The 13,071-nt window shown below is 68.1% G+C and carries 9 protein-coding genes and 1 tRNA gene; 6 read left to right on the top strand and 4 right to left on the bottom strand.

What is annotated here, in order from left to right; all coding sequences use genetic code 11:
• Positions 1-8: 8 nt before the first annotated feature.
• Entirely contained in the window at positions 9-1,085 is a 1,077-nt protein-coding gene (locus AC3QL3_RS09570; RefSeq protein ID WP_492898384.1) for a glycosyltransferase family 9 protein, read from the top strand.
• On the opposite strand, the gene AC3QL3_RS09565 is transcribed toward AC3QL3_RS09570, so the two are convergent.
• The 4 genes from AC3QL3_RS09565 to AC3QL3_RS09550 all read right to left on the bottom strand — a co-directional run bounded on the left by AC3QL3_RS09565 (position 1,076) and on the right by AC3QL3_RS09550 (position 6,252).
• The gene (locus AC3QL3_RS09565) at positions 1,076-1,468 is read right to left on the bottom strand and encodes a DUF6165 family protein (protein WP_492898383.1); all 393 of its coding nucleotides are present in this window, start codon (positions 1,466-1,468) and stop codon (positions 1,076-1,078) included. The genes AC3QL3_RS09570 and AC3QL3_RS09565 overlap by 10 nt on opposite strands.
• Positions 1,469-1,594: 126 nt before the next feature.
• Positions 1,595-3,820, bottom strand: a complete 2,226-nt coding sequence (locus AC3QL3_RS09560) for a hypothetical protein (RefSeq protein ID WP_492898381.1) — start codon at positions 3,818-3,820, stop codon at positions 1,595-1,597.
• 251 nt (positions 3,821-4,071) lie between these two features.
• Positions 4,072-4,162, bottom strand: a tRNA-Ser gene (locus tag AC3QL3_RS09555).
• A gap of 161 nt (positions 4,163-4,323) precedes the next feature.
• Complete coding sequence (locus AC3QL3_RS09550; protein WP_492898379.1) at positions 4,324-6,252, bottom strand: SUMF1/EgtB/PvdO family nonheme iron enzyme; 1,929 nt, start codon at positions 6,250-6,252, stop codon at positions 4,324-4,326.
• 80 nt (positions 6,253-6,332) lie between these two features.
• Here AC3QL3_RS09550 and rnd point away from each other — a divergent pair, with 80 nt between their 5' ends.
• From rnd to thrC, 5 genes are all read left to right on the top strand, one after another.
• Entirely contained in the window at positions 6,333-7,424 is a 1,092-nt protein-coding gene (gene rnd / locus AC3QL3_RS09545) for a ribonuclease D (protein WP_492898377.1), read from the top strand.
• A gap of 77 nt (positions 7,425-7,501) precedes the next feature.
• Positions 7,502-7,957, top strand: a complete 456-nt coding sequence (locus AC3QL3_RS09540) for a hypothetical protein (protein WP_492898375.1) — start codon at positions 7,502-7,504, stop codon at positions 7,955-7,957.
• Between the two features lie 172 nt (positions 7,958-8,129).
• Positions 8,130-10,700 (top strand): bifunctional aspartate kinase/homoserine dehydrogenase I, encoded by a 2,571-nt coding sequence (gene thrA / locus AC3QL3_RS09535; protein ID WP_492898373.1) that lies wholly within the window; start codon positions 8,130-8,132, stop codon positions 10,698-10,700.
• Positions 10,701-10,768: 68 nt separating this feature from the next.
• Positions 10,769-11,692, top strand: a complete 924-nt coding sequence (locus AC3QL3_RS09530) for a homoserine kinase (protein ID WP_492898371.1) — start codon at positions 10,769-10,771, stop codon at positions 11,690-11,692.
• Positions 11,689-12,993, top strand: coding sequence for a threonine synthase (gene thrC / locus AC3QL3_RS09525; protein ID WP_492898369.1), 1,305 nt, complete (start codon positions 11,689-11,691; stop codon positions 12,991-12,993). The genes AC3QL3_RS09530 and thrC overlap by 4 nt, the downstream gene beginning before the upstream one ends.
• The last annotated feature ends 78 nt before the right edge of the window (positions 12,994-13,071 follow it).

The raw sequence follows: 13,071 nt of genomic DNA, 5'->3' as shown, positions 1-13,071 counted from the left end.
AGCGTTACATGGATCAAGCTGCAATCGCGGGCGAAGCGCCCGAATCGCTCTGCCTGCTGCGCACTTCGGCGCTCGGCGACGTCACCCACGTGGTGCCGCTGGTGCGCACGCTGCAGGAACATTGGCCGCAGACGCGGCTGACCTGGATCATCGGCAAGCTCGAGCAGCGCCTGATCGGCGATCTGCCCGGGGTCGAATTCGTCGTGTTCGACAAGGCGGCCGGACGCCTGGGACGCCGCGCGGTGCGCGCCGCGCTGGCCGGCCGGCGCTTCAGCGCGCTGCTGCACATGCAGGTCTCCTGGCGCGCGAATCTGCTCAGCCGAGCGGTGAACGCACCGCTGCGCATCGGCTACGACCGCAAGCGCTCGAAAGATCTGCACGGACTTTTTATCAATTGCCGCATTCCGGCGCGCAGCGGCGAACACGTGCTGGACGCACTGGCGAGCTTCCTCGAACCGCTCGGTCTCAAACGCAATGGCGCACCGCGTTGGGATCTGGCCATTCCGGACGAAGCGCGCGTGTTCGCCGAGAAGCACCTGCCCGGCGATGCGCCGACTTTGCTGGTGAGTCCGGTATCCAGCCACCGCCTGCGCAACTGGCGCGCCGAGCGTTACGCCACCGCGATCGATCACGCCGCGCTCGAACTCGGTTGGCGCGTCGCTTTGTGCGGCGGGCCGAGTGCGTACGAACGCGAGTTCGCCGACACGATTCTGGCGCAGACACGCACGCGCCCGCTCGACCTGACCGGCAAGGACACGCTGAAACAGCTGCTCGCCCTGATGCAGCGCGCCAGCCTGGTGCTGTGCCCCGATTCGGGGCCGATGCACATCGCCAATGCGGTCGGTACGCCGGTGCTAGGCCTGCACGCAGCCAGCAATCCGCACCGTTCGGGCCCCTACTCGGACACGCGCTGGTGCGTCGACCGCTACGACGCGGCCGCGCGCAAATACCGCAAGAAACCCGCCGCCGCACTGAAATGGGGAACCAAGCTCGAGCACCGCGGCGTTATGGATCTGATCGAAGTCGACGACGTGATCGAGCGCCTGCACGCGTTCGCCGAGTACCGCAACGCGACTCAGCGATAGTCCTGGTAGGACTTTTCTTCGATCAGGCTGGAGCCGAGCTTGTCGTTAATCGTGCGCTTGATCGCGGCGCGCTCGTCGTTGGTGACGTAGACCGAGCGCGCCAGTTCGATGAATTCGGCGTCGAACGCCTTCGCCTTCTCCTTCACGCGGATACGGTCTTCGATGTCCCACAAGGCCTCGTTGACGGCGCGCAGTTGCGCACGCTCGGCCGCGATGTCGGTGCGCGAAGCGGGGTCGGCGTTCCACGTCGCATCGAGCAGATCGAGCTCGTTGCGCACGTTGGTGCGCTTGCTTGCGTCGCCGATGCGTTCGGCCTTGATTTCGAGGATCGTGATCTTGTCGATCAGCTCGCCGTGGGAGATGGGGATGGAGATCGTGCTCATGCGCGAACCGGAATGGGTCGAAAGAGCGCGGATGATGGTGGGGGTGGGTCGAACCGTCAATCGCGTTGGGCGCCGGCGCACGACGCCGACGCCTTCGAGTTCCGCGGCAAGCGCCGACCCGCGTATTTACACGAAGCCGGCCGGCAGCGACAACGAGGCCATTCGCCCGGCGATGCCGCCGGATCCATTGTTGTTCTCGTAGACCACCGCGACGGTGTCGTCACTACGCCGCGAAGCGCCCGGATAGCCGCCGGTGAATGCGTGGACGCCCGTCACGATCCACTGGATCGAAGCGGACGACCACAGCCCGATGCTGGTGCAGAGCGTGTTCGAGGCATCGTCGGTGCCCTGGTGGAACACGATCACCCAGCCACTGCCCAATACCGCCACGGCCGGTCCGTCGCCATCGCCGAGCGTCTGCTCGTCGCCGAAACTGATCGACGAGGAGGAGACGGCGGCATTCATCGTGTAGATCGTGTCGTCGCGCACGTGCGCGACGACCAGGTTCGAGTGGCCGGGGACGGCGCAGGCGAACGCGTTGTCGCCCTTGGCGTACTCCGTTTCGCTGCCCGACCATTTCACGCTGCTGCTCGAGATCGTGCCGAGCTCGTAGTAGAGGGTGTCGTTACCCGAAGACTGGTCGCGATGAAGTTCGTAAGCGGTCGAACCGACGACGGCGAGCGCCGGGTTCTCGCCTTTTTCGTACTTGTCTCCGTCGTCGGGGATGCTGACCGAACTGCCCGACAAGGTCATCAGGTTGTAGTAGAGGCTGTTGTTGCCGTTGCCGCCGTGCACTTCCAGCACGTCCGAGCTTCCCCACATGGCCAGGGCCGGATCCTGACCGCCTTGGTAGGAACTGCTCTGCGCCGAGCTCACGCTCATGCTCGTCGCGCTGGTAGAGATCGTGGTCTCCCACAACGCGTCCTCGCCCGAGGTATCGACACACACCACCACTCCATAGCCCGAGCTTGCGACAGCCACCGCCGGTCGCTGCATCCCACTCGCGATGGAAACGGCGCTGCCGAAGCTCACCGCCGGCAGCGGCGGAAGCGCGCCGAGCAAGGTCGAAGACGACGGCGCGATCGACCGCGTGCTGGCCGCGAGGCTGTCGAGATATTGGACCAGCACATTCTGCATGGCGCCCTCCTCGCCAGAGGTGTCGCCGACGCTCGGCACGTTGTCGCCGAACAGCGCGTCCGTCATCTGCCAGAACATCGCGTTGAGGTCTTGTTCCGAGGACGCCCATACCGGCGGCGAGGAGTAGATCGAGCCGTTGCTGAATTGCACCACGCCCGAGGCCATCAGTACGTCGCCGTCGGCGGCGAACAAGAGCGTGAGCGCGGCGAAGCAGGATTCGTCCTGCGTGGTCATCTTGAAACTGAGCAGGGTGGCGTTGCCGCCGAGCACGTAGACAAGGTCGGGCAAGGTCACGCTGTAGTAGCCGGTGGTCTGGCCGCCGGCCGTCCAGGTGATGGTGGTGGTCATCTCGCTGTCGAAGTAGCGGTAGCTGCCGGGGTTGTACAAAGACTGTTCGTATTCGGCGGTCCAGGTCCGGCCGAGGCGCATCAGGTCCGGCGTGCTCATCGCGGCCACGTCGGTGGCGATCGCCGGCGTGATGCTTTGCAGAATCCGGGTTACCGTCTCGGAGACTACCGTCGGAAAATAGAGCCGGCCACCATCGTCGGCCATCTTCGAAATCGCCGTCACCGCGAAATTCCACGCTTCCGTCGTGTAGCGGACGATCGAGACCAGCTGCACCGCCCAGCCGATCACGGGGATCCTCTTCAACGCAGACCGGATCAAGGTGATGTAGGGCGAAGGCAGCGGCTCGAGCAGGTCCTGCATCAAGCTGTTGGGCACCGGAACGGTCGCGGTCGCCCAGGTGAAGCCGAGTTGGATGTCCGCCGGCAGCCACATGTTCAGCGCCTGCGACCAGAACACCATGATCGCGATGGCGGCGTGATCGTCCTCCGCGGCACCGCGGATGTGGTCGACGGTGGTGGTGATCGTCAGCGTCGGGTATTCGCTATTGCCGTCGAGCTCGGCGCGGGCGGCCGCGATGCGCGCGAGTTGGTCGGACTGCTGACTGCCGCTGAGGTTCGCGTCGACCCAATCCTGCAATTGGTCGAGAATCTTTCCGTAAGTCGTGATCGTGGCCTGCGGCAGCAACCCGAAGCCCTTCCCCACGGTCGGCATCCACAGCCGATATTCGCTGCCGGCCGAGATGAAGTAGAGCGCTTGGTGGTTTTTGTCCGACCAACCGGGATCCTCGCCCGTAGCCTGCTGCAAATCGAAGTAGCGCTGCGCGAGCTGATTGGTGTCGAGCGAAAGCGGGTTGCTGGTGTCGGACATCGCAGCTCTCGGGAGACGGAGGTGCGCGGACGATAGTCCGCCAGCGTCCACCCTTGCCATCCGGCTAGCGGCGTTATGTGAAGGTCATCGCGAACAGGCTGGGAGGCGCTCGGCATATCCTGTGTCTCGCCCTACGGGCGGCTTCGCCGTTCAAACCGGCAGTCCTGCCGGTTTGTCGAACCGATTGTCGAACACGTGGGTTCGAATCTCGCCGTCTTCGGACGAGTAGCAGCGGACTTGATCTTTCAAACTGGCGGAGAGGGTGGGATTCGAACCCACGTTACGGCAAAACCGTAAACCGGATTTCGAATCCGGCGCATTCGACCACTCTGCCACCTCTCCGCGGAACCATCCGGCGAACTCGAGTGAAAGTTCGCCTACGCGTCGTTCGTCGTTGCGACGAGAACGGCTTCCCGCGGCCCGGAGGACGCAACGGAAGGGCGCGGATGATACGGGCCCGCGCGGTGCGAAACAACCCGTCCCACTGCAACTCGGTCCGGCCGCTACAAATCCCGCGCGACGCGGAAGCCGACGCGGGCGCTGCGCGCCTCGGTGGCGGCCGCCAAACGGAACGCCGAGCGCACCTGGTCCGGGTCGCTGCCCCAGGAGCCGCCGCGTACGACATGCCGCTCGCAGCCTGGGTTGACCCAGGCCTTGCTGTCGCGCGGCGCGCGCACGTAGTTGTCGTGCCAGCAGTCCTCGACCCACTCGGACACGTTGCCTTCCATGTCGTAGAGGCCGTAGGCGTCCAGCGCGAACGTCTTTACCGGCGCCGGTCCCCAATAGCCGTCGCTGTAGCGCGGGAACGCGCTCGACCAGCTGCGCTTGGACGGCGAACGGTCGCCCTCGCCGGTGAAATTGCCGACCACCTTGTCCGGCTCGCCGTCGCCCCAGGGATAGCGCGTGTTCGAACCGGCGCGCAACGCGTATTCGAACTCGGCTTCGCTGGGCAGGCGATACGTTTTGCCGGTGCGTGAGGACAGCCAAGCGAGGTAGGCGGTGGCGTCGTTCCACGACACGTTGACGACCGGCAGGTCGTCGCTCGCGCGCTCGCCGTGATAGTCGTTCTGCCAGCTCATGCCGGCGCGGTTGACGATGCGCCCGGTGCTCTCTTCGTAGACGGCGGCCCCGCCGAGCTTCTCGGCGTCGGTGGTGTACTTGCTCGCGCGCACGAACTCGCGGAACTGACCCACGGTGACTTCGCTCTGGCCCAGCGCGAAGCCGACCTCGATGCGCACGCGGCGCTGCGGCTCTTCGTTGTCGGTGTGACCGATCTCGTCGGCCGCCGACCCCATGACGAATTGTCCGGTCGGCACCACCACCACCGCCGGCGCCGTGCCGGCGATGTCGAGGAAGCGGTCGCGGATGACCTGGCCCGGCTTCATGCTCGCGTACAGGCGCGCGTTGCGCAGACGCTGGTTGAATTCGTCGAGCCCGGCCAGGTCGGCGCTGATCGACTGCGCCTTCTTCGCCAGCTCTTCGCCGAGATCCGCATTGCCTGAATCGAGCGCCGAGCGCGCTTGCGCCAGCACTGTCTCGGCGCGCTGGCGGCGAATGCCTTCGATGCGCGCGCGCGTGTCGAGCAGTGCCTGCGAGCCCGGTCGAATCGAAGAGGCCAGACCGAGCATGCGGTCGGCGTTCTCGAAGTTATCCTGTGCCGCCTCGTTCAGGGCGTGGTCGAGATAGCCGCGCTCGATCTCGGCCAAGCCCGCATCGACGAGCCGGTTGCCGGGGTCGAGTCCGGCTGCCTTGCGATAGACCGACAAGGCGTTTTCGTCCGCCGGCTCCGTCACGTGGCCGTCCTTCATCAGTTCGGCCGCGCGCGTCAGCATCGGCAGGATCTCGTGCAAGGTCTTCAGCCGCGTGCGCGCGGCGGCCAGCTCGTCGTCCGCATGCGGCAGCTCGGCGTACGCGGTGAGGTAGCGCTGCGCCGTGTTCTCGTCGCCGCGGTCGATCGCCGCCAGTGCCCAATCGCGCAAGGCGCCGCCGATACGTTCGAGGCCGGCCTCGGCTTCGGGATTGCCTTCAGCTTCGGTCAGCACCGAGTGATACAGCGTGATCGCGCCGTTTTTCGGATCGAGCAAGGCGCCCTTCTCTTCGGCCGTACGTGCGCGCTTGAGCAGGGCCGCCACTTCCTTGCTGGTCGGTGCCGGCGGTCCCATCCGGATCGCATCGGCGAGCGAGGTGCCGATCTCCACGGCGGGCCCCTCCTCGACCGTTGCTTGGCGCGGCTCCGGTGCGCGCGACTGCACCGCGGACCAAGTGCTCGGCGCGCGCGAGGCCGACGCGCCGACGGCGACCTTCGGTTCCGGCTGCGGCTGCAGATGCAGCCAGCTCGGGAAAAAGCGATACGCCAAGGCGAGCGCGAGCAGCGCGATGCCGGCGGCGCCGCCGAGGGTGTGCTGCTTGCGTGCGACTTCGCTACCGGGCATGGTGTTTGGATTATCCGCGCTCGTCGCCGTCGTTTGAAGCGATGCGACGCGCGCATCGCACGAACAATGAGGAAATCGCCTTGGCCGATTGGATCGACTCCGACGCCGCGTTGCAGCGCCTGCTCGAGGGCGCGCCCGCGACGCTCGGCCTGGACACCGAGTTCATGCGCGTGGACACGTTCTGGCCGAAGCTCGCCTTGGTGCAGGTCGAATGCGACGGCCGCATCGGCCTGATCGACCCGACCACCGCCGTCGACGCGGCACCGCTGGCCGCGCTGCTGGCCGACCCCGCGCGCGTCTGCATCATGCACAGCGCGAGCGAAGACCTCGAAGCGCTGATCACCTGGAACTGCACGCTGGCGCAGTTGTTCGACACGCAGATCGCCGCCGCGTTCGCCGGCCTCGGCGCCGGACTCGGCTATCAGAAATTGGTCAGCGAACTGCTCGGGGTCGACCTGCCGAAAGCGGAAACGCGTTCGGATTGGCTGCGCCGGCCGCTCAGCCCGCAGCAGCTGGAATACGCCGCGCAAGACGTGCTGCACCTGCCCGCGCTGCACGCCGAGCTGTCGCGCCGCCTCGAGCAGCGCGGCTATCTGGGCTGGTTCGCCGAGGATTGCGCGCGCCTGCTCGAACGCGCGCGCCAGCGCGAGCCCGATCCGGAACCGCAGCAAGGCCTGCGCGGTGCAGCCGAATGGCCGCGCCAACGCCAAGCTCTGCTGCGCCGCCTGCTGCGTTGGCGCGACCGCAGCGCCCGCACGCTCGATCGGCCGCGACCGTGGCTGCTCGACGATGCGCACGCGCTCGATCTCGCGGCGCGGCCGCCGGCGGACCTGGACGAACTGGCCGAGCGCACGCGCGGCCTGCGCGCCTTGCGCAGCGCGCAGCGCGCGGACCTGTTCGAGCAACTGCAGCAGCCGCTGGCGGCGGACGAACTCGAGTTCGCGCCGATTCCGCGTGCGCCTTCGCTGGGCGAGAAGGGTGCGATCACGGCGATGAAGAACGCCGTGGCCGCGCGCGCGAAGGAATTGGACCTGCCTGAAGGCCTGTTGTGCGCGCGCCGGCACCTCGAAAGCCTGCTCGCCAGCGGCCAATGGCCGGCTGCGCTCGAAGGCTGGCGCCGTGGCGTGCTGCACGACGCCTTGCTCGCGTTGTTGCCGAACGAGTCCGCCTGATTTCTTAGCGAACTGCTTACACGCGCTCGACCGACATCGGCCACACTGCGGCGATCTCGGTACGGAAAGGCTCTTGTATGCGTCACCTTCGCTTCGGTTTCGGCCCTGCCCTGGTTCTCGTCTTCGTCGCTGCGAATGCTCATGCGGAAAGCGACGCGCAGGTGTACGAGAACGCCTTCGAGCGCACCGCGCGCGTCTGCCCCGGCCACGCCACCGAGCGCAGCCGACCCGGCATCAAGGCGATCCAGGTCGGCGCCTTGCGCGTGCTGGCCAAACGCGAGGTCACGCTCTGCCCCGATCGCCGCCTCGAAGCGGACACGCCGGTGGTCTGGTACGGCAACGCCAGCGTATTCGCCTGGAATCCCGAGGCGACCGGCGCGGTTGCCGTGCTGGCGACCAAGGTCGACGCGATGACGCGCAAGGAAGACTTTCCGGTCGAAACGCGCGTGTGGAAGGCCGACGGCAGCGAAGCCAAGGGCGTCACCGTGCCCGCCTTCGAAGTGAGACCGCTTCCCGCCGCCGCCACACGCTAGCGATCGCCGCCGCGGCTCCCGGTTGACAAACCCCGGGGCGCTGCAGGCACACTCGGCTGCATGAACGCAGCCCGCGTCGCCACGACGACGATTACCACGACCACGACGACGATCGTGGAACGGGTGCCTGCGCGCAGTTGATTCAAACCGCAACGGCCCCGCCCTCCAAGGGATGCGGGCCGCGACGCTGAAGCCCGACTCCCGCGAATCGGGGCCTCCGACGAAAGGAGGCCGTTTCATGTCCCAAGCCGCTGCCACCGCCGAGCCCGCGCTCGCTCCGGTTGCCGATGCCGTATTCGCCGCGCACAAATTCGGCGGTTCCAGTCTTGCCGACGCGAGTTGCTTTCGCCGCGTCGCGGCGATCCTGCGCACGCAAACGGGAACGCATCAGCTGGCAGTGGCCTCGGCGATGCGCGGCACCACCGACGCCTTGATCGCGCTGACCGAAGCGGCCGTGCACGGCGCACCGGCGTGGCAAACCGACTGGCAACGGCTGCGCGAGCGCCATCTCGATACCGCACGCGAACTGCTCGGCGGCTCGGCAGCCGAAACGCTGGCCTGGCTCGAGGCCAGCTTCGCGCAACTGTCCAACCTGCTCGGCGCGCTGGCCGTGCTCGGCACGCCGAACTGCGAGGCGCTCGAAGCGATCCAGGGTCTGGGCGAAGTCTGGTCGGCGCACCTGCTCGCGCGGCTGCTCGCGCACGAAGGCGCCGATTGTGCCTTCCTCGACGCGCGCGAGGTGCTGGTGGTCAGCCATGGCGAACTCGGTGCGATTGTCGATTGGGACGAGAGCGCGCGCCGCTACGCCGACTGGCGCGCGCGCCACGCGCAGCGCTGGCTGGTGGCGACCGGCTTCGTCGCGCGCACGCACAGCGGCCGTGCCACTGTGCTCGGGCGCAACGGCAGCGACTATTCGGCGGCGATCTTCGCCGCACTCAGCGGCGCCGGCGAGCTGACCTTGTGGGGCGATACCGACGGCGTGCTGTCGGCCGATCCGCGCCTGGTGCCCGACGCGACGCCGTTGCCGAGCCTGAGTTACGACGAAGCCTGCGAGCTCGCCTACTTCGGCGCCAAGGTCATCCACCCGCAGACGCTGACGCCGGCGATCGCGCGCGGCCTGCCGGTGCGCATCCGCAACACCTTCAAACCCGAGCACGCCGGCACCACCATCGGCGCGGCGAACGCAGAATCGTCCGCGCTGCCGCCGGTCAAGGGCATCAGCGCGGTGCAAGGCCTGGCCGTGCTGACCCTCGAAGGCGCCGGCATGATCGGGGTACCCGGCACCGCCGAACGCACTTTCGGCGCGCTGCATCGCGCCGGCGTGTCGGTGGTGATGATCTCGCAAGGCTCGTCCGAGCATTCGATTTGCTGCGTCGTGCGCAGCAGCGACGCGGCGACCGCCGAAACCGCCTTGCAGCGCGCGTTCGCAGCCGAGCTGGCACGCGGTGAAATCCATCGCGTCAGCGTCGCCGGCGACATCAGCGTGCTGGCGGTGGTCGGCGACGGCATGGCCGGCACCCCCGGCGTCGCCGCGCGTACCTTCGGCGCGCTCGCGCGCACCGGCGTCAACATCCGCGCGATCGCGCAGGGCGCTTCCGAACGCAACATCTCGGTCGCGGTCGCCAGCGCCGATACCGCACGCGCGCTGCGCGCCGTGCACGCGGCGTTCTGGCTGTCGCCGCAGACGCTGTCGATCGGCTTGATCGGGCCGGGCAAGGTCGGCGCGGCCTTGCTGCGCCAGATCGAAGCGGCCAAACCACGCCTTTTGCGCGAACATCAGCTCGACCTGCGCCTGCGCGCGGTCGCGACCAGCCGGCGCATGTGGCTCGGCGAAGCCGGCGCGGCGGCGCAATGGCAGGAGCGCGCCGACGCCGACTGCGATCTCGACGCATTCGCACGCCACGTGCAGGCCGAACACCTGCCGCACGCGGTCATCCTCGATTGCAGCGCCAGCGGTGCGGTGGCCGAGAACTACGCTGCCTGGCTCGACGCCGGCATCCATGTGGCGACACCGAACAAGCAGGCCGGCGCCGGCCCGTCGGAACGCTGGCGCGCGATCCGCAATGCCACCGCCAGCGGCGCGCGCTTCCGCTACGAAGCGACCGTCGGTGCCGGCCTGCCGGTGATTTCGACTCTGCGCGACCTGCTCGACACCGGCGACGAACTGCTCGCCGCCGAAGGCATCTTCTCCGGCACGCTGGCCTGGCTGTTCAATCGCTACGACGGCAGCCAGCCGTTTTCGAGCTTGGTGCGCGAAGCGCACGCGCTCGGCTACACCGAACCCGATCCGCGCGACGACCTTTCCGGCACCGACGTCGCGCGCAAGCTGGTGATCCTCGCGCGCGAAGCCGGCGCCGCGCTGGAACTGGCCGACGTCACGGTCGAAAGCCTGGTGCCGCCGAGCCTGCGTGGTCTTGACGCAGAGACGTTCATGCAGCGCCTGGACGAACTCGACGACACGATCGCCGCGCGCTACGCCGCGGCCCGCGAAAGCGGCCAAGTGCTGCGCTATGTCGCGCGCCTGGATCGCGACGGCAAGGCCAGCGTCGGCCTCGTCGCCGTTCCGGGCGACCACGCGTTCGCGCATCTGCGCCTGACCGACAACATCGTGCAGTTCACCACGCGTCGCTATCGCGACAATCCGCTCGTCGTACAAGGCCCGGGCGCCGGTCCCGAAGTGACCGCCGCCGGCGTGTTCGCCGACTTGTTGCGCATCGCGGCTGCGCTCGGTGCGAAGTTGTAAAGCTTGCCTTCTCCCGCTTGCGAGAGAAACCAACACTCTAGAACCTGATCGAGAACGGAGAAGTCCTCTTGAATCACCAAGCCACCGCCTTCGCCCCCGCCAGCGTCGCCAACGTCGGCGTCGGCTTCGACATCCTCGGCCATACCGTTGCCGGGCCCGGTGACCGGGTGACGGTGCGTCGCGTCGCCGAGCCGGGCGTGCGCATCGTCGCGATCCGCGGCAATTCGCAGCCGCTGCCGTTCGAGCCGGAACAGAACACCGCCGGTACCGCCCTGCTCGCGATGCGCAAAATGCTCGCGCTGCAGTTCGGTTTCGAGATCGAGATCGACAAAGGCATTCCGTTCGGTTCCGGCATGGGCGGTTCGGCCGCTTCGGCGGTCGCCGCCCTGGTCGCAGCGAACGCGACCCTGGACAAACCGCTGCCGCGCGCCCTGCTCTACTCGTTCGCGCTGGAAAGCGAATACGCGGCCAGCGGCAGTCGCCACGGCGACAATGTTGGGCCGCTCCTGCTCGGCGGCCTGGTGCTGGCGACCGCGGATCGGTTGGTGAAGATTCCGACGCCGCCCGATCTCTACTGTGTGCTAGTGCATCCGCACGCGGTGCTGGAGACGCGCGAGGCGCGTGCGGCGCTCGGCGGCCACTACGCCTTGTCCGAATTCGTCGCGCAGAGCGCGAACCTCGCCTTGCTGCTGGCCGGTTGCCACGCCGGCGATAGCGAGCTGATTCGCGCCGGCTTGCGCGACCAGCTGATCGAGCCGCGGCGCGCGCCGCTGATTCGCGGCTTCGGCGCCGTCAAGCAGGCGGCGCTCGACGCCGGCGCGCTCGGCGCCAGCATTTCCGGCGCCGGACCGAGTGTCTTCGCCTGGTGCGAAGGCGAGCGCGCCGCACAAGCCGTGGCCGAACGCATGCGTGCCGCGTTCACCGCCAGCGGACTCGACAACGAAGCCTGGATTTCGAGCGTGAACGGCCCGGCGACGGAGCTGGTCGCATGAACTACCTCAGCACACGCGGCGAAGCACCTGCGCTCGGTCTCGGCGCCGCGCTGGCGGCTGGCCTCGCCGCCGATGGCGGCTTGTACGTGCCGGCGAGCTTGCCGCCACTGCGTGCGACCGACTTCGACGGCTGCGACACGCTGCCTGCGATCGGCGCGCGCCTGCTGCAGCCATTCTTCGCCGGTGATGCGCTCGAACGCGAACTCGACGCGATCTGCGGCGACGCGTTCGATCTGGCCGCGCCTTTACGCTCGATCGATGAACGCAGTTGGCTGTTGGAACTGTTCCACGGCCCGACCGCTGCGTTCAAAGACTTCGGCGCGCGCTTTCTCGCTGCAGCATTGGCGCGGCTGCACCGCGATGCCGACGCGCCCCTGACCGTGCTGGTCGCGACCTCCGGCGACACCGGTGCCGCGGTCGCCGCCGCGTTTCATCGCCGGCCCGGCTTTCGCGTGGTGATCTTGTATCCGGACGGACGCGTCTCGCCGCGACAAGCGCATCAGCTCGGCGCGTTCGGCGACAACGTCGCCAGCTTGCGCGTGGCCGGCTCGTTCGACGACTGCCAGGCGCTGGTGAAACGCGCGCTCGCCGACGCCGAACTCAAAGCCGCCGCGCCGCTGACCTCGGCCAACAGCATCAGCCTCGGCCGCCTGCTGCCGCAGATGAGCTATTACGCACAGGCCGCGTTGACGCATTGGCGCGCCCGCGGCGAGGCGCTGAATTTCGTGATTCCGACCGGCAATCTCGGCAACGCGCTGGCCTGCATGCTCGCGCGCGCCTGTGGGCTGCCGATCGGCACGATCGCGCTGGCGACCAATGCGAACCGTGTGCTGGCGGAATTCTTCGCCGGCGCCGACTACGCACCGCGCGCGAGCGTGGCGACGCTGGCGAACGCGATGGACGTCGGCGCGCCGAGCAACTTCGAGCGCCTGCGCTGGCTCTACCCGGACCCGACCCAACTGCGTAACGCGTTCCGCGCCGAAGCGGTCGACGACGACGAGATCCGCGAGGTGATACGCCGCAGCCGCGAACGCTATGGGACCCTCGTCTGCCCACACACGGCGACCGCGCTGCGCCTGCTCGAGCGGCTGCGCGCGCAGGGCGATACACGCGAGTGGGCGATCGGCGCGACCGCGCATCCGGCCAAGTTCGAGACGGTGATCGAGCCTTTGATCGGCAGCGCGATCGAGGTGCCGCCGGCGCTCGACGCCCTGCTCGCCCGTCCGAGCCGCAGCGAAGCGATCGCGGCGGACTACACCACCCTGCGCGCACGGCTCGCCGCTGTCGGCGAGGCCGCCTGAACGCCGCATGCGGGTGCAGACTTGGCGTCATCGCCGGCAGACGCTATGATGCGCGCCCTCGCGGGCTCCTCGCCCGCG

This window comes from Dokdonella sp. GW821-FHT11D02 (assembly GCF_058808595.1).
This window is presented reverse-complemented; position numbering and strand designations above follow the sequence as displayed.